Annotated in this window: 25 protein-coding genes; 11 read left to right on the forward strand and 14 right to left on the reverse strand. The window is 70.3% G+C overall.

All coding sequences use genetic code 11. The features are described 5' to 3' along the window. Nucleotides 1–21: 21 nt before the first annotated feature. A complete protein-coding gene (locus tag ACGFK0_RS30870) occupies nt 22–414 on the reverse strand; it encodes a hypothetical protein (protein WP_392911206.1) in 393 nt (130 codons plus the stop codon). Between the two features lie 128 nt (nt 415–542). Here ACGFK0_RS30870 and purF point away from each other — a divergent pair, with 128 nt between their 5' ends. Further along, nucleotides 543–1,991 (forward strand): amidophosphoribosyltransferase, encoded by a 1,449-nt coding sequence (gene purF, locus ACGFK0_RS30875; RefSeq protein WP_392911208.1) that lies wholly within the window; start codon nt 543–545, stop codon nt 1,989–1,991. Next, nucleotides 1,991–3,034, forward strand: a complete 1,044-nt coding sequence (purM, locus tag ACGFK0_RS30880; protein WP_392911210.1) for a phosphoribosylformylglycinamidine cyclo-ligase — start codon at nt 1,991–1,993, stop codon at nt 3,032–3,034. Before purF ends, purM begins: the two co-directional genes overlap by 1 nt. 263 nt (nt 3,035–3,297) lie before the next feature. Here the strand turns inward: purM and ACGFK0_RS30885 are convergent, their stop codons facing one another. After that, a complete protein-coding gene (locus ACGFK0_RS30885) occupies nt 3,298–3,504 on the reverse strand; it encodes a DUF3073 domain-containing protein (RefSeq protein ID WP_392911449.1) in 207 nt (68 codons plus the stop codon). 300 nt (nt 3,505–3,804) lie between these two features. Continuing rightward, nucleotides 3,805–4,938, reverse strand: a complete 1,134-nt coding sequence (locus tag ACGFK0_RS30890) for a Leu/Phe/Val dehydrogenase (RefSeq protein ID WP_392911212.1) — start codon at nt 4,936–4,938, stop codon at nt 3,805–3,807. Nucleotides 4,939–5,063: 125 nt separating this feature from the next. Between ACGFK0_RS30890 and ACGFK0_RS30895 the strand changes: the two genes are divergently transcribed. Both ACGFK0_RS30895 and bldC read left to right on the forward strand, forming a co-directional pair. After that, nucleotides 5,064–5,942 carry a hypothetical protein gene (locus ACGFK0_RS30895; protein ID WP_392911214.1) on the forward strand — a complete coding sequence of 293 codons (879 nt, stop codon included), beginning with the start codon at nt 5,064–5,066 and terminating at the stop codon, nt 5,940–5,942. Between the two features lie 273 nt (nt 5,943–6,215). Continuing rightward, on the forward strand, nt 6,216–6,419 hold the full coding sequence (gene bldC / locus ACGFK0_RS30900) for a developmental transcriptional regulator BldC (protein ID WP_012850682.1): 204 nt from the start codon (nt 6,216–6,218) through the stop codon (nt 6,417–6,419). Nucleotides 6,420–6,641: 222 nt separating this feature from the next. On the opposite strand, the gene ACGFK0_RS30905 is transcribed toward bldC, so the two are convergent. Continuing rightward, nucleotides 6,642–7,445, reverse strand: a complete 804-nt coding sequence (locus ACGFK0_RS30905) for a TetR/AcrR family transcriptional regulator (protein WP_392911216.1) — start codon at nt 7,443–7,445, stop codon at nt 6,642–6,644. Nucleotides 7,446–7,628: 183 nt separating this feature from the next. On the opposite strand from ACGFK0_RS30905, the gene ACGFK0_RS30910 reads away from it, so the two are divergent. From ACGFK0_RS30910 to ACGFK0_RS30925, 4 genes are all read left to right on the forward strand, one after another. Beyond that, a complete protein-coding gene (locus ACGFK0_RS30910) occupies nt 7,629–8,735 on the forward strand; it encodes a LacI family DNA-binding transcriptional regulator (protein ID WP_392911218.1) in 1,107 nt (368 codons plus the stop codon). A gap of 308 nt (nt 8,736–9,043) precedes the next feature. Beyond that, nucleotides 9,044–9,280: a hypothetical protein gene (locus ACGFK0_RS30915; protein WP_392911220.1), complete on the forward strand. Its 237-nt coding sequence runs from the start codon at nt 9,044–9,046 to the stop codon at nt 9,278–9,280. A 118-nt stretch (nt 9,281–9,398) separates the two neighbouring features. Beyond that, nucleotides 9,399–10,232, forward strand: coding sequence for an N-acetylmuramoyl-L-alanine amidase (locus ACGFK0_RS30920; RefSeq protein ID WP_392911222.1), 834 nt, complete (start codon nt 9,399–9,401; stop codon nt 10,230–10,232). Nucleotides 10,233–10,295: 63 nt separating this feature from the next. After that, nucleotides 10,296–11,765: a methyltransferase gene (locus ACGFK0_RS30925; RefSeq protein ID WP_392911224.1), complete on the forward strand. Its 1,470-nt coding sequence runs from the start codon at nt 10,296–10,298 to the stop codon at nt 11,763–11,765. On the opposite strand, the gene ACGFK0_RS30930 is transcribed toward ACGFK0_RS30925, so the two are convergent. Both ACGFK0_RS30930 and ACGFK0_RS30935 read right to left on the reverse strand, forming a co-directional pair. After that, complete coding sequence (locus tag ACGFK0_RS30930; RefSeq protein ID WP_392911226.1) at nt 11,762–12,832, reverse strand: quinone-dependent dihydroorotate dehydrogenase; 1,071 nt, start codon at nt 12,830–12,832, stop codon at nt 11,762–11,764. The genes ACGFK0_RS30925 and ACGFK0_RS30930 overlap by 4 nt on opposite strands. An 82-nt stretch (nt 12,833–12,914) precedes the next feature. Then, nucleotides 12,915–14,024, reverse strand: a complete 1,110-nt coding sequence (locus ACGFK0_RS30935) for a hypothetical protein (protein WP_392911228.1) — start codon at nt 14,022–14,024, stop codon at nt 12,915–12,917. A 216-nt stretch (nt 14,025–14,240) separates the two neighbouring features. Here ACGFK0_RS30935 and ACGFK0_RS30940 point away from each other — a divergent pair, with 216 nt between their 5' ends. After that, complete coding sequence (locus ACGFK0_RS30940; protein WP_392911230.1) at nt 14,241–15,257, forward strand: SCO0930 family lipoprotein; 1,017 nt, start codon at nt 14,241–14,243, stop codon at nt 15,255–15,257. A 163-nt stretch (nt 15,258–15,420) separates the two neighbouring features. Then, nucleotides 15,421–16,107 carry a class I SAM-dependent methyltransferase gene (locus ACGFK0_RS30945; protein WP_392911232.1) on the forward strand — a complete coding sequence of 229 codons (687 nt, stop codon included), beginning with the start codon at nt 15,421–15,423 and terminating at the stop codon, nt 16,105–16,107. Between the two features lie 4 nt (nt 16,108–16,111). Here ACGFK0_RS30945 and ACGFK0_RS30950 read toward each other — a convergent pair whose 3' ends face one another. Beyond that, complete coding sequence (locus tag ACGFK0_RS30950; protein WP_392911234.1) at nt 16,112–16,891, reverse strand: DUF6597 domain-containing transcriptional factor; 780 nt, start codon at nt 16,889–16,891, stop codon at nt 16,112–16,114. Nucleotides 16,892–16,956: 65 nt separating this feature from the next. Here ACGFK0_RS30950 and ACGFK0_RS30955 point away from each other — a divergent pair, with 65 nt between their 5' ends. After that, a complete protein-coding gene (locus ACGFK0_RS30955) occupies nt 16,957–17,532 on the forward strand; it encodes a TIGR03086 family metal-binding protein (RefSeq protein ID WP_392911236.1) in 576 nt (191 codons plus the stop codon). A gap of 3 nt (nt 17,533–17,535) precedes the next feature. On the opposite strand, the gene ACGFK0_RS30960 is transcribed toward ACGFK0_RS30955, so the two are convergent. The 7 genes from ACGFK0_RS30960 to ACGFK0_RS30990 all read right to left on the reverse strand — a co-directional run bounded on the left by ACGFK0_RS30960 (nt 17,536) and on the right by ACGFK0_RS30990 (nt 22,567). Then, nucleotides 17,536–17,733, reverse strand: a complete 198-nt coding sequence (locus ACGFK0_RS30960) for a hypothetical protein (RefSeq protein ID WP_392911238.1) — start codon at nt 17,731–17,733, stop codon at nt 17,536–17,538. A gap of 168 nt (nt 17,734–17,901) precedes the next feature. Then, a complete protein-coding gene (locus ACGFK0_RS30965) occupies nt 17,902–18,765 on the reverse strand; it encodes a M23 family metallopeptidase (RefSeq protein WP_392911240.1) in 864 nt (287 codons plus the stop codon). 16 nt (nt 18,766–18,781) lie between these two features. Further along, a complete protein-coding gene (locus ACGFK0_RS30970; protein ID WP_392911242.1) occupies nt 18,782–19,276 on the reverse strand; it encodes an ArsR/SmtB family transcription factor in 495 nt (164 codons plus the stop codon). Nucleotides 19,277–19,355: 79 nt separating this feature from the next. Continuing rightward, a complete protein-coding gene (locus ACGFK0_RS30975; RefSeq protein ID WP_392911244.1) occupies nt 19,356–20,174 on the reverse strand; it encodes an SGNH/GDSL hydrolase family protein in 819 nt (272 codons plus the stop codon). 151 nt (nt 20,175–20,325) lie between these two features. Next, nucleotides 20,326–21,429 (reverse strand): ImmA/IrrE family metallo-endopeptidase, encoded by a 1,104-nt coding sequence (locus tag ACGFK0_RS30980; protein ID WP_392911246.1) that lies wholly within the window; start codon nt 21,427–21,429, stop codon nt 20,326–20,328. 30 nt (nt 21,430–21,459) lie between these two features. Further along, on the reverse strand, nt 21,460–21,789 hold the full coding sequence (locus ACGFK0_RS30985; RefSeq protein ID WP_392911248.1) for a type II toxin-antitoxin system RelE/ParE family toxin: 330 nt from the start codon (nt 21,787–21,789) through the stop codon (nt 21,460–21,462). Between the two features lie 244 nt (nt 21,790–22,033). After that, entirely contained in the window at nt 22,034–22,567 is a 534-nt protein-coding gene (locus ACGFK0_RS30990) for a GNAT family N-acetyltransferase (protein ID WP_392911250.1), read from the reverse strand. Nucleotides 22,568–22,692 lie beyond the last annotated feature (125 nt).

The raw sequence follows: 22,692 nt of genomic DNA on the forward strand, positions 1-22,692 counted from the left end.
CTGCGAGCCGCCGGAGAGGCCTTAGGGAGTGGTTGTGCGCCCCGGGGGAGTGGCATCGGCCTTGGCGAAGGGGAACTCGCGTTCGACGCAGCCCCGCCGCGACGAGTCGTCCGGGTACCGCGCCTCGTCCCCGCACTCGGCCGCCTTGCTCAGCAGCCAGAAAAGAATTCCCGCACCGATGACGAGGGCGAGGGCCGAGCAGACGACGCCCACGACCGCGGGCCGCCGGTCGGCGTCGCGCCGGACGAGGGACATCGCCCCCAGAACCAGTCCGGCGAGCGCCGGGATCATCCCCGCCAGGCACAGGACAAGGCCCGCCAGGCCGACGATTCCGAGCACCTGGGAGGCCCTCGCCATGGTGCTCCGCTTGGGCGGCGCGGGCGGCGCATACGTCTGGTACCCGGGCAGCGTCATGCGTTCCTCCACGTGTCGGTCACCAGACTCCCCCGAGGTATGTGATGCCCGTGGTTCGGGGGAGTAAAGGTCCGTTAAGTACATGCCACCGATCGGAGCAGCTGAATCGGGCATCTAGACTGGCAAATGTGCCTCTCGGTGACGGACGTCTGAGCCACGACATCGACTCCTCTGACCGCCCCCCGCAGGATGCTTGCGGGGTCTTCGGCGTCTGGGTCCCCGCGGACCAGGCGTCGAGGGCGGAAGTGAGCAAGCTGACCTACTACGGCCTGTACGCGCTCCAGCACCGCGGGCAGGAGTCGGCGGGCATCGCCGTCAGCGACGGTTCACGCATCGTCGTGTTCAAGGACATGGGCCTCGTCGCCCAGGTCTTCGACGAGTCGGTGCTGAACACGCTCCGCGGCCACATCGCCGTCGGTCACTGCCGCTACTCGACGACCGGCTCGCCCACGTGGGAGAACGCGCAGCCCACGTTCCGGTCCAGCGACGCGGGAGGGCTGGCGCTCACCCACAACGGCAACCTGATCAACACCCCGGAGCTGGCCGCGCGGCTGGCGCCCGGCGTGCTGACCGCCACGACCGACACCGAGGTGCTGACGGCCCTGCTGTCGACCCACGGCGACGGCCCGCTGGCGGCGGCGCGGGAGATCCTGCCCGCCACCCGCGGCGCGTACTCCCTGGTCTTCATGGACGAGGGGACGCTGTACGCCGCCCGCGACCCGGAGGGCGTCCGGCCGCTCGTCCTCGGCGCCCTGGAGGACCGCGGCTGGGTCGTGGCGTCCGAGACGGCCGGCCTCGACATCGTCGGCGCCCGCTTCGTCCGCGAGATCGAACCGGGCGAGATGGTCGCGATCGACGCCGCCGGGGTCCGGTCGGAGCGGTTCGCCGAGGCGCGGCCGAAGGGCTGCCTGTTCGAGTACGTCTACCTGGCCCGGCCCGACACGTCGATCGCCGGACGCAGCGTCCAGGCCACCCGCGTCGAGGTCGGGCGCCGGCTGGCCCGCGAACATCCCGTCGAGGCCGACATGGTCATCCCGACCCCCGAGTCGGGCACCCCGGCCGCGATCGGCTACGCCGAGGCGTCCGGCATCCCCTACGGCCAGGGCCTGGTGAAGAACTCCTACGTCGGCCGGACGTTCATCCAGCCGTCCCAGACCATCCGCCAGCTCGGCATCCGGCTCAAGCTCAACCCGCTGCGCGAGGCGATCGAGGGCAAGCGGCTGGTCGTGGTGGACGACTCGATCGTGCGCGGCAACACCCAGCGCGCCATCGTGGGGATGCTGCGGGACTCGGGCGCCGCCGAGGTGCACGTGCGGATCTCCAGCCCGCCCGTGTCCTGGCCGTGCTTCTACGGCATCGACTTCGCGACGCGTGCCGAGCTGATCGCGGGGAACCTGTCGGTCGAGGAGATCCGCGACTCGATCGGCGCCGACTCGCTGGGCTTCATCTCCCTGGACGAACTGATCTCGGCGTCCCAGATCGCCAAGGACAACCTGTGCCGGGCGTGCTTCGACGGCGTCTACCCCATCCCGGTGGACGAGGCGGCCCGCGGCAAGCACCTGCTGGAGGTCACCTGATGGCCGGTCGCCCCACGCCGGTCTCGTACGAGGCCGCCGGGGTCGACATCGCGGCGGGCGAGCGCGCCGTCGAGCTGATGAAGTCCCGGGTGGCCCGGGCGCGGCGTCCGGAAGTGGTCGACGACGTCAGCGGGTTCGCCGGCCTGTTCGACGCCTCGGCGCTCCTGCGCTACAAGCGCCCCCTGCTCGCCACGTCCACCGACGGCGTCGGCACCAAGGTCGACCTGGCGCGTCGTCTCGGCGTCTACGACACGGTCGGGCACGACCTGGTCGGCATGGTCATCGACGACCTGGCCGTGTGCGGCGCCGAGCCGCTGTTCATGACGGACTACATCGCCTGCGGCAAGGTCGTCCCGGAACGGATCGCCGACATCGTCGGCGGCATCGCGGACGCCTGCGCCCTGGCGGGCTGCGCCCTCGTCGGCGGCGAGACCGCCGAGCACCCGGGTCTCCTCGAAGCCGACGAGTTCGACCTCGCCGGCGCGGGGACGGGCGTAGTCGAGGCCGGTGAGATCCTCGGCCCCGACCGTGTCCGCCCTGGGGACGTCGTCATCGCCATGGCGTCGTCCGGTATCCACTCGAACGGGTACTCGCTCGTGCGCCACATCCTGGCCGCGACGGACCTGACCCTCGAATCCGAGCCGGCGGAACTCGGCCGTTCACTCGGTGAGGAACTCCTCACACCCACGCGCATCTACGCCAGGCACTGCCTGGCTCTGATCCAGGCCGGTGGGGTACGTGCTTTCGCTCACATCACGGGTGGCGGGCTGGCCGCGAACCTTGCCCGCTCGCTGCCTGCGACGGTGGACGCCGTGCTGAACCGCTCGTCCTGGGAGACACCGGCCGTGTTCCGCGTCCTGCAGGCCCACGGGGACGTCCCGCAGGCGGAGATGGACAAGACCTTCAACCTCGGCGTCGGGATGGCGGCCATCGTCAGCCCGGACAGTGCCGATGCGGCACTGCGCCTCCTGACCTCCCAGGGCGTGCCGTGCTGGCACCTGGGCGAGATCACCGAAGGCACCGGCACCGCGGCCCTGGCGTGAGGGACGGCGGCCGGATCAGAGACTCCGCGCGCGGAACGCGGCGCGGACATTGCCTGTGAGGGCTGAGAGGGACGCTGAGCGTCTCTCAGCCCTCACGGGCCACACGGGACGCGTGCGCCGCCGAACGTGCCCTGCGGGCAATCTCGGCGGCCTTCGGAGACCATGACGAACCACACCCCCATGACGTACACCTTGGCGAACATTAAGAAGTCACGACAAACGCCACCGCCCTGTGCTGCGGGCAGTGGCGTCCTGTCGGCCGATCAACCGGAGGTGCCGTCCTTGCGCTCCTCGGTGCCGTAATCATCGGCGAAATCGGCGTACTTCTCGGCGAGCTCGTCGTAGGAGTCCTCGCCGGAGTCATCGACTCCCAGTTCGCTCTTCAGGCGGTCGAGGTCCGTGTTGCCGCTGTTGTACTTGAGCTGTCGGGCAACCTTTACCTGCTTGGCCTTGGCTCGGCCGCGACCCATTGGCTCGACCCCCTCGATGGTCAGGGCTTTCGTGGGCCCATCAACGCGCGCGTGTACCACACGAACCGGTGCCTGATGAGCCATGCGTCAGTCACGGGTACAACCGTACCCGTTTTGCGCCCGGCTCGGTACATCGACGGTACGTGGCGGCGCCCCTGTTGGTGCTAACAACAGTGTATCCCGTGGTCACGGGTACGCGCCAAAGCCGTCGTGGGACGGTCGTGCGGTGCCCCACGGCGGCTCTGGCAACGGTCTTGCAACGGTCTAATCAGTACAGCGAATCGTCCCGGCGCGGCCGGCTCAGAGCAGGATTCCGCGCAACCTTCCGATCTCGGACATCCGGCGCTCGGCGAGCCGGTCGGCGGCGACCGCCGGCGGGACGCCCTCGTCGGCGGCCAACGCGAAGATCTTGCGGGTGGTGTCGTAGATGCCGGTGGCGCGGGCCTTGGCGCGGTCGAAGTTGAAACCCTCGATCTCGTCCGCGACCTGGATCAGGCCACCGGAGTTGACGACGTAGTCGGGCGTGTACAGCACGCCGCGGTCGGCGAGGCTCTTCTCGACGCCGGCGTGGGAGAGCTGGTTGTTGGCGGCCCCGCAGACCACCTTCGCCTCCAGCGCGGTCACGGTGTCGTCGTTGAGGGATCCGCCGAGCGCGCACGGCGCGTACACGTCCAGCCGGGCGCTGACCATGGCGTCGGCGTCCGCGAGGACCTCGACCTCCGGGTGGATCGAGCGGACCCGGTCGACGGCGGCCTCGTTCACGTCGCAGATCACGACGTCCGCGCCGTCCTCGCGCAGGTGCTCCACCAGCCGGTGGCCGACCTTCCCGACGCCCTCCACTCCGACTCGCCTGCCCTGGAGCGTGGGAGAGCCCCACATGGTCTCCGCCGCGGCGCGCATGCCTTGGAACACGCCGAACGCGGTGAGGATGGACGAGTCTCCGGCTCCGCCGTGGGCGACCGTCCGGCCGGTGACGTACCGGCACTCGCGCGCCACGACGTCCATGTCCTCGCTGAACGTGCCGACATCGCACGCCGTGTAGTAGCGGCCGTTGAGCGATTGGACGAACCGTCCGTAGGCCCTCAGCATCGCCTCGGACTTGTCGATGGACGGGTCGCCGATGATGACGGCCTTGCCGCCGCCCAGGTCCAGCCCGGCCATGGCGCTCTTGTACGCCATGCCCCGGGACAGGTTGAGCACGTCGGCGAGCGCCTCGTCCTCGGACCCGTAGGGGTAGAAGCGTGTACCTCCCAGTGCCGGGCCGAGCGCGGTCGAGTAGATCGCGATGATGGCGCGCAGGCCGCTCGCCTCGTCCTGGCAGAAGACGACCTGCTCGTGACTTCCGAAGCGCGAAGCGCCGGAGGGTACAGGGGGGTTGGCCCCCTGTGTGACGGGGTCGGTGCCCTTGTGGGGCGCCCCGAAGACATTAGGCACGGTAGTGCCCTCCTCTCTGTCTCTAAGATCAGCGTAGGACGCCGGATGCCGCCACGCAGGGCCGCATCTCGTGTAACGATGCGATCGTGCTTCCGTACGCCGCGTACCTACGGGTTTATGAACCGGTGACCGCCTTCCCGGAGCCCGCACGGACCTTGTGGACGGTCTACGCCGACTCCAGGCGGCGCCCCCGGCGGATCCATGCGCTCGGGGTGGAGCACCGCGACGCCGCGCTGAGGGTGACGGGTTCGCCGCCGGAGGTCGCGCCGGAGCGGGAGAGCAGGGACGCCTACGTCAGGCGCGTGGAGGACATGATCTACGTGTGCCCGTGGGAGACGAGGCTGCGCTCCTGGCTGGCCCTTGAGCGCTTCAGGAACGAGCACGCCGCCGGTGTGGCGGCGGCGTTCGTCCCGCCGCCGCTGTCGGAGCGGGTCATGGGCGACTTCGAGCAGTGGAAGCGCAAGGGACGGCCGCTGCGTCCCCACATCCTGACGAGCACCTGGCATGTGCCGCTGGACTGGTTCGTGCCGTTCGCGCGGGGTGAGCGGTGCCTGATGCTGGGCACCCCCGGGACGGGGTACTGCAAGCCGGACGACGCGTCCGAGGACCAGGGAGGCAATGGCCCGGCGACGGCGGCGCCCGTCCGTACGCTGATCTACGTCACCTCCATGGGTGAGGCGCGCCGGCGGGTGTCGGCCGCGCTCCCCGTGGTGCGTGAGAACCTCGGTGACGGGACGGGCGACGTCTATCTCCTGTCGGCGGGACGCCTGGAGACGCTCGGCCGGTGGCTGGACGGCTTCCACCCGCGCGCGCTTGTGGAGCTCGACTACGGAGGGCTCGTCCATCTGCTGGACGACCGGGCGCTCCGGGCGGACGAGTCGGTGGCCGAGATGGCCGTGGCGCTCACCGGGATGGAGCGGGGCGAGGCCGAGCTGACCGTGGCGATGTACAAGCGGCTCCTCGCCCGCTGGCGGCCCGTCCGGGCACTTGAGACGGCGAACTAAAACAAATTTCCCGAATCCGCGCGCGATACGACTATACGTGTCGCTAGAATCACGCAGCGTGACTCAGTCGCCACCGTACAGCCACGGCACCCCGCATCCGCGGGGATGTTTGCACGCAACTACCGCCAGGAACTTGCTTGTTGCGCTGAGTGGTGGCAAGGTTACACGTTGTGATGTCATAGTGGCTCTTTCGGGCCATAGGGGACATCAGTGACCGCGCGAGGATCAATCGCAGGATCGCTGTCATCGGTCCACGGAGGAGAGGCCGCAAACATGTCAGCACGTACGCCAGAGGCCGAGCCCCTGCTGACGCCGGCGGAGGTGGCGACGATGTTCCGCGTCGACCCCAAGACCGTCACACGGTGGGCGAAAGCGGGAAAGCTCACGTCCATCCGGACACTGGGGGGGCACCGCCGCTATCGCGAGGCGGAGGTGCGGGCGCTGCTCGCGGGTATCCCGCAGCAGCGGTCGGAGTAACCGTGTTCGCTGCGCTGCCCTCGGCGCCGGGCGCCGAGCCGCCCGGGGCCGGGGGCAGCGCACGGCACCGTTCTGACGTGCGCGGAATTTGGGACACATGAGACCTTGTGTCCACATGAGGACACCGCCCGCTCAAGGGGACATTTAGTTCACGTTTGGACAAAGTGTCCAGCGATCGTCTTCCCTGGATGACGACCCGGTCCAAGAAGGCACGGCCCGGGGCTAGGAGTTCATCTCCTCCTGGGAGAGGCGGTCGAAGAGGTTCGCGGTGCCGGGGTCGTGGCGTCCGGCCGCGTGGAGCATGACGACCAGGTGGTCGACCAGCAGGCTTTCCAGCCCGGCACGGGTCACGTCGCGGTTCTCCAGCCAGTCCAGGCCGGCGGTCTCCACGGCCGCCATCCAGGAGCGCAGCGTGATGCGCAGGATGGGCTGCGGGGTCTCGACGTCCAGCGAATGCAGGATCCGGTCCAGCAGCAGCCGCCGGATGCCGTCGACGATCTCGCCGACCTCGCCCGAGCGGTCGGCGGGCCCGCCGCGCAGCAGGGCCGTGTAGCCCGCCGCGTGGCGTTCCACGAAGTCGAAGTAGCGCCGCAGCGAGATTCGCAGGCGGTCCAGCGGCTTGCCCTCGGTGGGCGGTTCGAGCAGCACCGACAGCTGCTTGGCGGCGCTGCCGAGTGCGGCGATGTACAGCTCGTACTTGCCGCCGAAGTAGTGGTAGACGAGTGCGCGTGAGGCGCCTGCCGCGGCCGCGACATCGTCGATGGAGATGTCCTCGGGCGAGCGTGTGCTGAACAGCTGCAGCGCCGCAGCGATCAGTTCCTCCCGCCGTTCGTCGACGCTGAGCCTGCGGCGGCCTCGCCCGCCGCGCTGCCCGCCACCCTGCTGGCCGGCTTGCCGGCTCCGCGCCTTCCCACCGGCCACCGCACGATCTACCACCTGAGCAGCGTATCCGAGCGCGGGCGGCGGCAGGCCATGCCGGCGGCGGACGAGCCGGGCTTTCACCGGGTCGTGATCATCCTCCGGCACGGCTGTGATCCGGAACACCACAGGCCCGAACCACCATTGTCGGATGCCCGTTACTCCCTGTTGCGACGGTTCGGGGCGAAGGCGCGGCATCATGGCATCTCCTCCCGAGCGGAGGCCGGCGCGCCGATCCCCCAGCGGCGCGCCGCCGCGGCAGGTCCTGCAGGTCCCCCTGGACGGAGTGCCATGTCAGCTGAGCAAGCAAATCCCCCGCACAACGGGCGGGAGGAGGGTGCGGTCCCCCGGCCGCGCAACGAGCCCTCTCCCGCCGCCCGCGGTGAAGGGAGGGCCGTCCCCTCGCCGAAACCGACGATCCGCAACGTCGCCGAGCGCGCCGGCGTCTCCAAATCGCTCGTCTCCCTGGTGATGCGGGGGTCACCGCATGTGAGCGAACGCCGCAGGCAGGCCGTCCTGCAGGCCGCCCGCGAACTCGGCTACCGGCCGAACGCCGTGGCCAGGAGCCTGGTCGAGGGACGCACCAGGCTGATCGGCGCCATCGTCGCCGACCTGCACAATCCCTTCTTCGCCGAGTTCCTCGACGGGCTGCAGGAGAGCCTGCACGGCGCGGGCCTGCGGATGCTCGTCGGCAGCGGCCGCTGGGACCCGCTGTTCGAGGCCGAGGCCGTCGAGGCGTTCCTGGAGATGCGGGTGGACGGGCTCGTGCTGCTCAGCGTCGTTCCCGAGTCCCTCAAGGAGGCCGCGGCGAGCGTCCCCGTGGTCGTGGTCGGTGAACGCGACGTCGTCGGCGTCGACATCGTGGTCGACGACGACGAACTGGGCGCCAGCCTCGCCGTCGACCACCTCGTCGAACTGGGCCACCGCCGGATCGCCCACATCGAGGGGGCGCGCTCCACGACCGCGCGCTACCGCCGCGCCGGCTACGAGCGGGCGATGCGCCGGCACGGGCTGGCCGGTGAGACCGTCGTCGAGCCCGGCGACTTCACCGAGGACGGCGGCTACCGGGCCGCCCGCGCGCTGCTGCGCCGCGACCCCCGTCCCACCGCGATCTTCGCGCCGAACGACCTGGTCGCGACCGGTGCGCTGTCGGCGGCCGACGAGCAGGGGATCCGGGTACCGGAGGAACTGTCGATCATCGGCTACGACAACACCCATCTCGCCGCCATCCGGCACATCTCCCTCACCAGCGTGGACCAGCCGCGCCGGGACATGGGGCGGGTGGCCGCCGAACTGCTGACCGCGCGCATCGGCGACCCGTCCCGTGCGGCCCGGCAGAACCTGGTCGTCCCGCATCTGGTGGTCCGATCGACGACGGGTCCCGCCCCCGCCGCCTGAACCCGCCCGCGTGCCGTTCCCCCGCGTGGACGTCCCCCCGCCTCTCAACGCTCCCGCCAAGTCGTTCACCCGCCGGGCCCGGTCATGTCCGGGGTACGGAGACGGTCGATCGTTCCTTGAACCGGTGTGCGCCGGGTAAGGGGCTGGCCAAGTCTGCCGCATTCGCCAGCCCGTAACCCCTCCCCGGCGGGTTAATGGGACTCACCGTTCGGCGGCAGGGTCCGGGCGGCCTCGGGGGAGGCCGCCCGGACGGGGACACCGCCGCGCGGCACGGCGAAAGGGTCATGTCCATCAGGGGGGTTGATCTCGTGCGTGATCCGGAACTGGTGTCGTGCGCGCAGCGCGCGGCAAGCGAATTGGAACGCGCCTGGACGGAGTGGCGGCACGCGCGCGGCCTGGCCGAGGAGGTCTCGGAGTCCGTGGCCAGCTACGTCGCCCATTCGATCGACCACCCGTGGGGCCGTCCCCGCGTGGTCCTGGGGCTGGACGCGGAGGAGGCGCGCGCCCTCGCCGCGCTGCTGGGCAAGGAGGATCCGCTCGGCTGATCCGCACCCTCCGGGCGGCCAGCGGCACGGGACCTGTTTCCCGGACTTCGTTTGACGTACCCCCATCGGTGTGCAGACTGTGTGGGTCGTAACGAACTCATCACGGAGGAATCGGTCAGTGCGCATCCATCGAGGCGGCCCGCTGGCCGTCGGTATCGCGCTGTGTCTCGGCGCACTCACCGCGTGCGGGGGCTCCTCCGGGACGTCCCCCGGCGGGGGTGAGACCGCGATTCCGCCGAAAGCGGGCGCCCCGACGCCCGCGGGCAAGACGCCCGCGGCGGCGAAGGGCGACGCGTCCGCGCTGGACGGCAAGGTGATCGTCATCGATCCCGGGCACAACGGCGGAAACGCCGACCACCCGGACGCGATCAACAAGCAGGTCAAGATCGGCAACGGCAGCAAGGCGTGCGACACGACCGGGACCGAGTCCAACGCCGGCTACCCCGAGCACGCCTTCACCTGGGACGTCTCCAAGCGGCTCGCGAAGCTGCTGCGCGCCGAAGGCGCCGAGGTCGCGCTGACGCGCAAGAACGACAAGGGCGTCGGCCCGTGCATCACCGAACGCGCCGGGATCGGCAACAAGCTGAAGGCGGACGCCGCCGTGTCGATCCACGCCGACGGCGCCCGCGCGTCCGCATATGGCTTCCACATCATCGAGCCCGTCTCGGTCGGCAGGAACGCCGAGATGGTGCCCGGTTCCCACAAGCTCGGCAAGGCCCTCCGCGACGCCTACCACGAGGGCACCGGCATGGCCTACTCCAACTATCTCGGTGAAGAGGGCCGCGACCGGCGCGATGACCTCGGCGGCCTGAACATGTCGAACGTCCCCAAGGTCTTCATCGAGTGCGGCAACATGCGCAACAAGGACGACGCGGCCAAGCTCTCCAGCGCGTCCTTCCGTCAGCGCATAGCCGAGTCCCTCTCCCAGGGCTTCAAGACGTACCTGCAGTGACGCGCACCGTCCGCATCCTGGCGGAGGACCCCGTGACCCTCGGGCAGGGGGCAGGATGGGGGAGTGTCTGATCTTCGGGAGCCTCTTCTTCGCGTCCGCGACGTCCTGCTGGGGGCGGGTTACACCGTCGCCGGGGTGCGGGAGCTGCTCGGGCCGGTCGCGGGCGGGGCGCTGGCGCGGGACGAGATCACGCCGGCGCTGCGGGCGACCGGCGGCGGCTCGCCGGTGGAGGTCCTGACGCGGCTGTTCTGGCTGCAGGTGCCCGTGGACGCGGCGGCGATCGCGGCGGACGATCTGGTGGCCGCCGGCCTCGCCGAGGTGTCGGGCGGAGAACTGCGGGCCCGGCTGCGCGTCGAGCCGCTGGAGGCGGTGAGCGGGGACGGGCTTGCCCGGGATCCCGGCCATGCCGGATATGTCGTGTCGGATCTCACGGTGCGGCCGGGGTCTGGAGCCGTCCCGGGGGCCGATCACGTGGTGGGTGCGGGCGGCGCGTCCGGCGGCCTGGCCCGGCTAGTTGTCCACAAGCCTGTGGAAAACGTGCTCGATCTCGGGACGGGCTGCGGTGTTCAGGCGGTGCATCTGGCGGGGCGTTCCCCCGCCGCGCGGATCACCGCGACGGACGTCAATCCGCGGGCTCTGGCACTGGCCGAAATGAGCTTCGCGCTGTCGGGCCTGAACGGTGCCGAACTGCTCCAGGGGTCGCTGCTGGAGCCCGTCCGCGGCCGCCGGTTCGACCTGATCGTGTCCAACCCCCCGTTCGTCGTCGCGCCGTCCGGCGGGCGGCACTTCACCTACCGGGAGTCCGGGATGCCGGGCGACGACTTCTGCCGGCGTCTCGTCGGGGACGCTCCACGGCACCTGACCGACGGCGGATACTGCCAGCTCCTGGCGAATTGGCTGCATATCGACGGTGTCCCGTGGGAGGAACGCGTCGGCTCGTGGGTGGACGGGTGCGACACGTGGATCGTCCAGCGGGACGTCCAGGACCCGGCGGAGTACGCCGAGCTGTGGCTGCGGGATTCCTGCGAGGCCGGGACCCCGGAGTACCGGGCGCGGTACGGGGCGTGGCTCGATCACTTCGAGCGCCTCGGTGTCACCGGCATCGGATTCGGGTGGATCACATTGCGTCGCAGCGAGCGCCCGGCCGTCCGGATCGAGGAACTGCGGCATGCCGTCGAGCAGCCCGTCGGCGCCTACGTGGACGACGTGCTGGACGGCCTCGCCAAGGCCGCAGAGTTTTCCACAGCCTGTGGACAGACTCTGGGGGTCGCGTCCGGCATCGTCCAGGAACAGATCGGCGCGCCCGGCGCCGAGGACCCCGAGCGGATCGTGCTGCGCCAGACCGGCAGGCTCCGCCGCGCCGCCGCCGTCGGGACGGTCGAGGCCGCCCTCGCGGGCGTCTGCGACGGCACCCTGCCCCTCGACCCGCTGCTGGGCGCGATCGCCCAGCTGACCGGCACGGACCCGGCCGAGGTACGCGCGCAAGCGGACGACGTCCTCCCGGACCTGATCGCCGACGGCTTCTTCGGTTAGCGGCGGGCGTCGTCCAGGGTGCGGAAGGTGCTTTCGCGGAGGCGGCGGGACAGGGCGCGGTTGACGCGGTGGGCCCACAGCGGCCCGCCGTAGATCATGCCGGTGTAGCCCTGGACGAGGGTGGCGCCCGCCCGGATGCGTTCCCACACGTCGTCCGCCGTCTCCACACCGCCGACGGAGATCAGCGCGATCCGGCCGCCGGTGCGGGACCGCAGCCGGTGCAGCACGTCCAGCGAACGCTCCTTCAGCGGCGCGCCGGACAGCCCCCCGGTCTCCTTCACCACGGCGGGCGGGCTGAGCAGGGCGTCCCGGCCGATGGTGGTGTTGGTCGCGATGATGCCGTCCAGGGCGAGGTCGAGGGCGAGATCGGCGACCGCGTCGATGTCGTCGTCCGCGAGATCGGGGGCGATCTTGACCAGCAGCGGGACGCGGCGGGCGGACGCGCGGTCCGCGGCCTCGCGCACCGCCGCCAGGAGCGGGCGCAGGTGCTCCACGGCCTGCAGGTTCCGCAGGCCGGGGGTGTTGGGGGAGCTGACGTTGACGACGAGGTAGTCCGCGTGCGGGGCGAGCCGCCCGGCGCTCGCCACATAGTCGGCGGCCGCCGACGCCTCCGGGACGGCCTTCGTCTTGCCGATGTTGACCCCGACGATCGTCCCGCCGCCCCGGCCGCGCAGCCGGCGCGCGGCGGCCTCCGAACCCTCGTTGTTGAAGCCCATCCGGTTGATGACCGCCCGGTCGGGGACGAGCCGGAACAGCCGCGGGCGCGGGTTGCCGGGCTGCGGACGCCCCGTCACCGTGCCGATCTCGACGTGGCCGAACCCGAACGCGCCGAGCGCCTCGTAGGCGACGGCGTCCTTGTCGAACCCGGCGGCGAGGCCCAGCGGGCTGGGAAAGTCCAGCCCGAGGGCGCGTACGGCCAGCGCCGGGTCTCGGGGCGCGAGCAGCCGCCGCAGGAGCGGCACGGCCCCCGGCGCCGACTGGATCGCGCGGAGCGCACGAAGCGTCAGGTGGTGGACGGTCTCCGCCGGGACGCGGACGATGACCAGTGAGAACAGGAGTCGATACATCGTCCGCAAGTATCTCAGCCGGGCCTGTCCGAGAACCCGTCGAGGGGGGCCGAACGTCCGGGCGGGACGAGCAGCGCGCGGTTCAGCGTCCGCGGAAGGTGCGGCGGAGCTGGAGCCGGACGTCCCGGCCCGCCTCCCGCATCGTCCGGCGGGCCGAGCGGACGGGATCACGCACGCAGACCCGCCACGTCTCCCGGACGCCCCGCCCGGCCGGACGCAGCACGCTGCTACCGACCCACCGCGCCGGAGCGACGATCAGGACCCGTCCCGGAGCGACGACGAGCGTGCGCCACAGCCACCGCAGGACGCGGGCCGCGAGCCGCCATGTCCCCGCGACCCCCGCCGCGATGGGCGCCAGGACGTACCGCCACACCGCCCGGGCGGGCAGCACGACCAGGACACGCGCGAGCCACGCCAGGCACCGGCCGATCAGCCGCCAGGACCAGGCCACGCCACCCGCGAACGCGCGCCAGCCGGCGGCGAGGACGCTCCCGACCGCACCGAGCAGGAGAAGGGCGCCGCGTGCCAGCCAGGCGAGGCCGAGCAGCGGCGGACGCAGCAGGTAGCGCCACACGAACACGGCCGGGATGACCACCAGCACGGCGATCAGCAGGCCGATGCCCTTGAACAGCAGGGTGAGCGCCTGGCCGGTGATCCCGGCGAGCCAGGCCAGCCCGCGTACCAGTGCCCGAAGCGGGCTGAGCAGAAGCAGCCCCAGAAGCCATCCCAGTCCGCGTCCGACCATGGCGAGGAACCGGCCCACCGGGACGATCAGCACACGGTAGACCCAGCGGGCCAGGTGCCCGATCCCGCCCCCCAGCCAGCGCAGCGGCCGGACGATGAGGAGGTGGAGCAGCGCGCCGATCCCTCGCGCGACGGCCGCGACCAGCCGCCCCACCGGGGCGAGCAGCCACCGGTACAGCCCGAGCCAGACCCACCGCAGCATCCGGCCGATGAGCCGGCCCAGCCGTCCCGGCGCCCGCATCAGCCCGTTCCACACCGCCCGCACACCCCGCGCGACCAGCACCACCAGGTCGTGGACGAGGCGGATCGGTACGACGACGATCAGTGCGACGACGCGCGCCGGGATCACGATCCACGCCGGGCCCGGCCGTTCCCGGACCGGCTCGTCCGGCCGCCGCTTGCTCAGATTGATCGGAGGGTCCGCGGGTGCGTCGTCGCCGGTGGTCACTGCTGTCTGCCTCGCGAAACGTCGATGTGAACAACTGTGCATAGGGACCCGGCCCGCGGCCGGTCGGTTCCGGTGGGTTCAGGTGGGTTGAACCCGTCCGGGTGCCACACCGTACTGCTCCTCGGTTCGGGAGAGCGGTGCGGCGGCTCGGACCCGGCCGACGTGCGGGAACCGGAACCGGAGCCGGGACCCTGGACGACCTGGAGGACACACGGCATGAAAATCCCACGTTGGGCGTTCCCCGCCGCGGCCGCCCTCACCGCCTCCGGGCTGGTGATCACGGCGTGCGGACAGGAGAGCGCCGGGAGCAAGCAGAACGCCGCGGGCACCCAGAAGCAGGCGCAGGCCGCCCCCTCGGCCCCGCCGGCCCCGACGCCGGCGGCCGCGCCCACCACGCTGGAGGTCGCCCGCATCGCCAGGCTCGGCACGATCGTCACCGATGGCGACGGCCGGACCCTCTACCGGTTCGACAACGACACCGCGCGTCCGTCCGCGTCCACCTGCGCGGAGGCGTGCGCGAAGGCGTGGCCGCCGGTGTGGGCGGGCCAGGCGCGGACGGAGGTCGAGGGCGTCCGGCAGTCCCTGGTCGGCAAGGTCAAGCGTCCCGACGGCCGGTGGCAGGTCACCCTCGCGGGATGGCCGCTGTACCGGTACGTCAAGGACAAGAGCCCGGGTGACGTGAACGGCCAGGGCGTCGGCGGCACCTGGTACGCCGCGTCCCCGACCGGCAGGAAGGCCGCCGCCCAGAACGCGGACGCACCCCCGAAGCGGGGCATGGTCATCAGGGCCAGGAACGACCCGAAGCTCGGCCGCATCCTGACCGACGGCCAGGGCCGCACGCTCTACCGCTTCGACAAGGACGACGACAGGCCGCCGACCACCACCTGCTTCGGCGACTGCAAGAAGGCGTGGCCACCGGTCGTCTTCAGGGGCTGGAAGGACGTCAGGCTCGAAGGCGTCAGCAAGAAGGTGGTCGACTTCATCGAGCGCAAGGACGACGGCGAGTGCCAGATCACCATTGACGGCTGGCCCGTGTACTACTACGCGAAGGACGGGCAGCCCGGCGACACGAACGGCCAGGGCGTCGGCGGCGTCTGGTGGGCCACCACCCCCACGGGCGACAGGGCCACCGCCATCGGCTCGTCCCCCGGCAACGGCAAGGGCCGAGGCAACGGCTATGGCCGGGGCAACGGCAACGGCTACGGCGGCTACGGGTCAGGCGGTGGTTACTGAAACCACGCCGCGCCACCCGCCCCACAGGCGAAGGCGCGGAGGGCTCGCGGGTCGGTCGGGGTCCGCGATCCCTCCGCGCCTTCTTCATGCCGTCCCGGGGATCTGACCGGGATCGGTCGTGGGCGTTGACACGGACTGTTGATCTTTCTGCGACGATTGGGGCATGTATGAGCGCTTTGCCGACGAGTACGCCTCCCACGCCGAGGACAGCGCCTACAACGCCCTCTACGACCGGCCGGCCGTGCTCGGTCTCGCCGGGGACGTCGACGGGCTGTCGGTCTTCGACGCGGCCTGCGGCCCCGGCCTCTACGCCCGCGAACTGCTGAGCCGCGGCGCCCATGTCACCGGCTGCGATGTGAGCCCCACCTTCGTCGAACTCGCCCGCGCCCGCTGCGAGGAACGCGCCGACCTGCGCGTCCATGATCTGTCCAGGCCGCTGACCTGGGTACCGGACGACTCCGCCGACCTGGTCGTCCTCGCGTTGGCGTTGCACTACATCGATGACCGGGTCGCCCTCCTGGAGGAGTTCCGCCGCATCCTGACGCCGCGGGGCGCTCTCGTCCTGTCGACAGAGCACCCGGTCATGGGATGGATTCGTTTCGGCGGCTCGTATTTCACCGAGGAGGCGGTGGAAGAGTCGTTGAGCCCGAAACGGAACTGGCCCATCCGGGCCTGGCGCCGCCCATTGACCGCGATCTGCGCCGAGTTCCGCGAAGCCGGGTTCCTCATCGAGGAGTTTCTCGAACCTCGTCCCGTCCCTGAAATGGCCGAACGCTACCCGCAGGACCACGCGACCCTTGAGCAACTCCCGGCCTTCGTCGCCTTCCGGTTGGTCCCGGCGCCCGGCTGAGGGCTCAGACCCCGGCGTATCTGGCCGGGGAGACGCCGACGGTGGCGGTGAAGTCCCTGGTCAGGTGTGACTGGTCGAAGTAGCCGAGGTCGCCGGCCAATGCGGCCCAGTCGATGTGGACGCCCTGGTCGGCGCGCGACGCGGCCTCGTGGAGACGTGCCCGCCGCAGCACCCATTTGGGGCTCGCGCCCACGTACTCGGCGAACAGCCGTTGCAGGGTCCGGACGGAGACGTGCAGTGCATCGGCCGCCTGGTCGACGCGGAAGAGGGCGGGGTCGGCGATGATGGCCTCGACCATTCCAGCCACTTCCTCGGCGACGGGATCCGGGGCGGGAAGGCCGTTCAGGAGGAACTCCTCGGCCGATTCCACCATCGCGCCGATATCGGTGTGCCGGAGGACGGCGCGGCCGGCGTCCTCCACTTCCGGGCGCAGGACGTCCGCGGCGCGCACCCTGCGGTCGGCGAGGTCGATGACCGGCCCCGCCGCGAACGGCCGGAACGCGCCGGGCCGGAACTTCACGCCGAGGACCTGCCCCCGTCCTTCAAGGCGCCGGACGAACAGCGTCCGATCCACGCCATAGATCAGCGGGAAGGGTTCCTCGAAGACGAGGTGGACGTTCGGGTGGGACAGCACCTTCGTCTCGTACGGCTTCTCCGTCCGCCACTGCACGTGCCAGTAGAACTCCACGAAACGCGCCAGGGCGGGGCTGGGAGACGCCCGCTCGACGGTGGCGACGGTCGCCTGCTCGCGTGGGTACAGCACCCCTCGTCCAAGTTCGCCCACCTGACCAGGGTACTTGGCGCATTTGTCCAAGAGGTGTCCCCGCGGGCGCTCGTAGCGTGCTGCGTATGCATGAGAACCACGCCTACTTGAAGGAATGCGCCGCCGAGGCCGCACGTGTCGCCCACACCGTTCGGCAGGACCGGCTGACGGATCCGACCCCGTGCGGCGGGTTCGACCTCCGGACGCTGGTGAACCACCTGGTGCTCTACACGTCCCACGGCCTCGAACACCGTGCGCTGCGCAAGGAGCTTCCGGACGAGCTCATCGGGCACGACTTCACCGCCGATGCCGCCTGGCCGCAGGAGTACGCCGGGCAGCTCGACCGCGCGGTCGCGGCCTGGGCGGACCCGGCCGTGTGGGACGGCGACATCGCCGGCACCCCCGCCGCCGACATCGCCGCGATGATGATCCTGGAAATGGCCCTGCACGGCTGGGACGTCGCGAAGGCCACCGGCGACGAGTACAACGTCTCACCCGATACCGGCCGGTTCATCCTCCGGATCGTGGAGCAGAACGCCGAAATGTATCGCCAGTACGACGGTTTCGCCGCTCCCGCACCCGTGGACGAGGACGCGCCGCCCTTCGAGCGGGCACTGGCCGCGTCCGGTCGTGACCCCGGCTGGCGACCCGGCTCCCGCTGACCGTCACGTCTCGGCGGGCTCCTCGATCCGCCACTGCCCGACGTCGCTGTAGCCCGAGTCGTAGACGGCCGAGCCGTCACCGGGCTTCAGCGCGTAGTGGTGGAGGTTGCCGCCCCAGTACCGCAGGATGCGGCCCAGCTCGCGGGCGGCGTCCTCGCCCACCACGCCTTCGCTCATGTCGACCTCAAGGATGAACTTCACGTCCCTCAACCTTCCGATGAAGTGCCGTCCACCCTCAATTGTTTCATTGACGTTCCCTATGAAGGTTTGCCGACCTCACCCTCGGTAACGCGCGCTTCGCGTTGCGAAAGTCTCAAACCGCGGGCAAGGTCACGCGCTGCGTTTCGAGGAGCCGGCGTCCCCGCCGGATCAGGCCGGGGGGTTGCCGCCGGCGGTCGCCGGCTCTTGGTCCACGGAGGCGACGAAGGGCCGGCGTCCGCCGGGAACCCCCGTCCTGGTTTCGCCGCCGCTCTCGTACCGGAACGTGAACGGGAGCCCGGCGGCGGCCACGGGACGCGGACGGTCCATGAGGTGGAAGTGCAGGTGGGGCTCAGACGAGTTGCCGGAGTTGCCGACCTCGCCGAGCACGTCCCCGGTCCGAACCCGGTCGCCCTTCTTGACGCGGACGGACCCGCGCCGCACATGGGCGAACACCGCGTACACCCCATCGCCGAGGTCCAGCACCACGGAGTTGCCGACGACGAACCGTCCCGCCGACAGTGTCAGGAAGGACAGCAACGCGCGGAAGACCATCCCTTCGACCATCAGGTAGAGGAACCCGGGCCACGAATTGCGGCTCCAGTGGTCACGCTGCCACCCGCTGGCCTGGACGACGACGCCGTCGGCCGGGGCGAGGATCTCCTGCCCGAACGCGGGAAACGTCTCCGGCCGCGCCGCGAGCGGCCACCCGCGCATCGGCTGCCACCCCTCCGCCGGATCCGGCGCGTGCACGAGGTCGATCGCATACGTCTGCCCCAGCTCGTGGGTGCCGTGGCTGGGGACCTTGTCGGCGGGGCTGTTCACCGGGACCCAGCGTCCGCGCACCGGGCTGCGCACCACGACCGGCTCCCTTCCGGGTACGCCGCCCGGGATGAAGAACAGGACGAGGCCGCCGACGATCAGTGCGAGCCCGGCGTACGAGAGCGCGTCCGAGCCGTGCAGGGCTTCGCTGAACGTCAGCGCCATTCCCAGCAGGACGAACAGCGTCCGGAAGCGTGCGAGTGTCCTGTGCATCGTCCCTCCAAAGGGTTCAGCGGCGGGTCGCCGCGAGCACGGTGAGAATCGGCACCACCCGTTCACCGGGGACGCTGTACCGTCCCCGCGCCGTGGTGCGCAGCCAGCCGGCGGCCACCAGCTGGCGCAGATGGTGGTAGAGCTGCCCGGTCGTACCGACGTGGGCGCCCAGCTCGGCCGTCGTGCCGGCACCGTGCAGGATCTCCCGGAGCAGCAGCAGCCGCACCGGATGCGCCAGTGCCGACAGCGTCTCCGCCGCGCGCGACCAGTCGTCGGCCAGCAGGTCGTCCACCGGATGCCCCTGCTGCCACTCGTAGTGTTCGCCGGACGGCACCGTCACGGACCCGGTGAACAGCACGGCGCCGGGATCTTCGACGCGCCCCTTCAGGGCGTTCAGCGCCCAGAGCGCGTCCTCCGCCTTCGGCCCCTCGGCCGTCGCGTCCGCGCTCTCCAGCCGGGCCACGCGCTCCTCCAAGCGCCCGACCCGCTCCACCAGCTCGTCGTCTTCCACAACTCCAATACTACGTAACTACGTAATTTCCATCAAACGGCGCGGACGCCGCGAAGGCGATCGACCCGCTGGAACGTCTCTAGGAGATGGCGCGCAGGAAGGTGTCGGCGATCCGCTGGTACCCGGCTGGTGTGGCGTGGCCGTCGTTGTGGCTGCACTGGTAGGTCCAGGCGCAGATGCGTGCCACGTTCAGCGGGATCGTCCCGTACGGGTCCATGGTGACCTGGGTGGCGAAGTCGTGGGTGGCGAACGTCGCCGCGACGTCCGCGATCCTGAACCCGCCGGCCAGGTAGACGCCTCGCTCCCAGGTGTTGAACACGTCCAGCAGCGGCACCGAGGCGATCGCCGTGGCCTGCCCGGCGGTACCGGACAGCCAGCCGGCCAGGCCGGGGTCGTAGTACGTCATCCCCGCGTAGACGGGGGAGTCGCCGCCGGCCAGCCGCAGCCTCGCGGTGATCTGCGGCAGGTTCGCGATGATCGCGCCCACGCCCTGCAAACCGCAGACGACATCGCCCTCCAGCAGGCAGCTCGTGTCGTTGGCGCCGATGTTCACGGTGACGTACCGCACCTGACCAGGATGCTTTTCGAGGAATGCGACCGCGGCGGCTATCTGGGAGCCCGTGGAGTAGGAACAGATCCCGCCGTTGAGCATCGTCGTGGTGGTCTCGCCCGGGCAGCCCATTTTCACCAGTTGAAGGTCGGGATGCTCCGCCTTCAGCGCGGCGTGAAGCCGGTCGGCATAGCCCTCGCCGGTAGGGCCCTGGCCTGGCTGGAAACCCACGGACAGCGAGTCGCCCAAGGCCAGGTAGTACTGCGGTCCAGCCGCATGGACGGGGGAACCGAGGCAGAGGACGACCATCACGGTGACGGCGAATGACGCGAATCGGGCCAGGCGCACGGGCGCTCCAGTGACTGGGGGACGAACACCAGGAAGCGTCTCGAATTATCACGACCGGACGCCGCCCTGTACATGCCGCCGCGTGAGCCTTCCCCCGCTCCACTCCTAACCCAACCCACACCAAGCGGTGAGCAAGCCTGGCACGACCTCGTCAGTCGCCCGACTCGGCCAGGTTGATGTCTTCTTTGAGCCCGTTGCCGACCTTGTATGTGAAGTGCCCCTCGTGCTGCATTCGGCCCACGACGATGCCCGGTGCGATACCGATTTCATCGGCGAATCGCTTCACATCGTCCAAGGTCTTGAGGCCAGGAAGAAGGGCTGCCTTCGCCGGTGGAATCAGGAGGTCCCGCGCGAACTCGTCCGCCTCCCGCTCGACGGGATCCTCGCGATCCGTGTCGCCCTCGATCCTGACCTCTTGCTTGCCGTGCCTGATGACGTGGCACAACTCGTGGAAGAACGTGAACCACAGTTGGTCGTTCTTCTTGTACCTGCCGCTGAGCATGACCATCGCCTTGGTGGGGGACAGCCACTTGGTGGCTCCGCAGGAGCGGGCACCGGTGATCTCGGGCACCACGACGACCGCGATTCCGTTGGCCGCACAGATGTCGCGGGTGAGCCGGAAGAACACCTCGGGCGGCTGGACGGTCAGTTGTAGCAGTCTCGGTAGAGCGGTCTCGATACCGGCCTTCGTGTACGGCTTGCATCGCACTTCCTGCGCCTTCAGTTCGCCGAGGCGAATCCACGCGGCGACGGCACCGGGGCCGGACTTGAACGCTTTGCTCTGCCGAAAGTTGACGGCGGTCGACTCGTACAGTTCCCGGTAGGTGTCCAGGTGCGCGACACCGAAGAATGTCAGAACCTGCTGGACGCGACTGCGTTCGTCCTTGGGGCCGTCCGGCAGGGCCCCCCGCTTGACCAGTTCTCGAACGGGGATCTCGTCCCTGACCCAGGAGGCGAGTTCGGCGAAGTCCTCGCGCTGACGCAGACGGCTCACGGTGGTCTGGTAGTCGGCCTCCAGCCGGTTCCACATCCGCGCGGGCATTCCGGTCACCAGTTCCAGGCGGGCCGCCACGTCCGGCGAAAGCGGAACCAGGCCCTGGATCAACTGATTGACATGCTTGGGGGTGAGGGCGAGGCGAACGGCCAGCTGCCGCTGCGTCATGTCCAGGTCGCCCAGAAACTCGCGGATCGTTTCGCCCGGCGGCGTGGCGTAGTCCGGCTCGGCGGCGGGATGCAACTCAGGGGGCGTCGCCATGGTCCTCACTCCCTTCCGAATTTCACCTGATCAACCCTGGTGGTAGTCGATGATCTCAACGACCAGCGCGGCCGTGTCATCCGGGATCTCTTGATCCTTTCTCTCCTCGTCCGTCATCAACCGGAAGACCAGCCGCAACCCGCCGTGCAAGCGGAAGGCGAAGCAGTCCCTGTAGTACTCGCCGTTGAGCGGATGGCAGTGGCCTGGTGCCCGCATGAGGTCGTCGATGGAGTCGGCAGCGTCCAGCGTTCGAAGCCGTGCCGCGATCCGTTTGGCGCACACGGCACCGTAGGTCTTGCGAAGAGCCCGGTCGGACGCGCAGAGGTCGCGCAGGTCCGGGTCCGCATACCGCACCTCCAATCGCGTCCGCCCTCCTTCAGTATTAACCAATCAGGTAAACGCTGAATCCTCGCGCGGGAAGAACTTTGCCACAGTCGGAGACGTGATCGCTTGCCGGAGGGATGTGGAGGCGCGAGTGCGCTGGGACATTGCGGTCAAGGTTCACAAACCGATGGCTGGATGTCCGGATCCGGACAGGCGACCTTCAGGAGACAGCGGGTCCGTACCGGCGGGCTCGACTGTTGCGGTGCGGGACGGTGGCAGGTCAGGTGAGTTTCTTCACCAGGAGTTCGAATTCCAGGTCGTCGCGCTTCGGGAGGCCGAATCGCTCGTCGCCGTACGGGAACGGGCTCGTCTCACCCGTCCGGGTGTAGCCGCGCCGGACGTACCAGGCGATGAGCTCCTCGCGAGCGGTGATCACCGTCATGTGCATCTCGTCCGCGCCCCATTCTTCGCGCGCCAGCCGCTCGGCCTCGGCGAGGACCCGCCTGCCGAGGCCGCCGCCCTGGAGGGTGGGGGAGACGGCGAACATGCCGAAATAGGCGTGGCCGTCGCGGTTCTCCAGCTGGCAGCAGGCGACCAGGGCGCCGTCCACCTCGGCGAGGAGCATCCGGCCGGCGGTGTCGTTCACCACGGCGGCGACGCCCTCGGGGTCGGTGCGCTGGCCGCCGAGGATGTCGGCCTCGGTCGTCCACCCGGCCCGGCTCGCGTCGCCGCGGTAGGCGCTCTCGATGAGCGTCACGAGGGCGGGGACGTCGGCCGCGGCGGCCGTCCGGAAAGTCGGCTCAATGGGATCCATCGAGACGAAACTAGCGCAGGCCGCGTGGTGCGCCGCCCGCCGGCCCGGAAGCGCGTCGAACAGGGCCGACGCGAGAGAGGGTGGATCATCGCGGTGGCCGTTACCATCGCGAGGGGCGGGGTCGC

This window comes from Spirillospora sp. NPDC048823, assembly GCF_043198445.1.
Classification (GTDB): Bacteria; Actinomycetota; Actinomycetes; order Streptosporangiales; family Streptosporangiaceae; genus Spirillospora.

Coding starts and splice junctions, on each gene's coding strand:
- ACGFK0_RS30870 (WP_392911206.1), bottom strand. CDS start 414: ATGACGCTGCCCGGGTACCAGACGTATGCGCCGCCCGCGCCGCCCAAG.
- purM (WP_392911210.1), top strand. CDS start 1,991: ATGGCCGGTCGCCCCACGCCGGTCTCGTACGAGGCCGCCGGGGTCGAC.
- ACGFK0_RS30885 (WP_392911449.1), bottom strand. CDS start 3,504: ATGGGTCGCGGCCGAGCCAAGGCCAAGCAGGTAAAGGTTGCCCGACAG.
- bldC (WP_012850682.1), top strand. CDS start 6,216: ATGTCAGCACGTACGCCAGAGGCCGAGCCCCTGCTGACGCCGGCGGAG.
- ACGFK0_RS30910 (WP_392911218.1), top strand. CDS start 7,629: ATGTCAGCTGAGCAAGCAAATCCCCCGCACAACGGGCGGGAGGAGGGT.
- ACGFK0_RS30930 (WP_392911226.1), bottom strand. CDS start 12,832: ATGTATCGACTCCTGTTCTCACTGGTCATCGTCCGCGTCCCGGCGGAG.
- ACGFK0_RS30940 (WP_392911230.1), top strand. CDS start 14,241: ATGAAAATCCCACGTTGGGCGTTCCCCGCCGCGGCCGCCCTCACCGCC.
- ACGFK0_RS30945 (WP_392911232.1), top strand. CDS start 15,421: ATGTATGAGCGCTTTGCCGACGAGTACGCCTCCCACGCCGAGGACAGC.
- ACGFK0_RS30955 (WP_392911236.1), top strand. CDS start 16,957: ATGCATGAGAACCACGCCTACTTGAAGGAATGCGCCGCCGAGGCCGCA.
- ACGFK0_RS30965 (WP_392911240.1), bottom strand. CDS start 18,765: ATGCACAGGACACTCGCACGCTTCCGGACGCTGTTCGTCCTGCTGGGA.
- ACGFK0_RS30980 (WP_392911246.1), bottom strand. CDS start 21,429: ATGGCGACGCCCCCTGAGTTGCATCCCGCCGCCGAGCCGGACTACGCC.
- ACGFK0_RS30990 (WP_392911250.1), bottom strand. CDS start 22,567: ATGGATCCCATTGAGCCGACTTTCCGGACGGCCGCCGCGGCCGACGTC.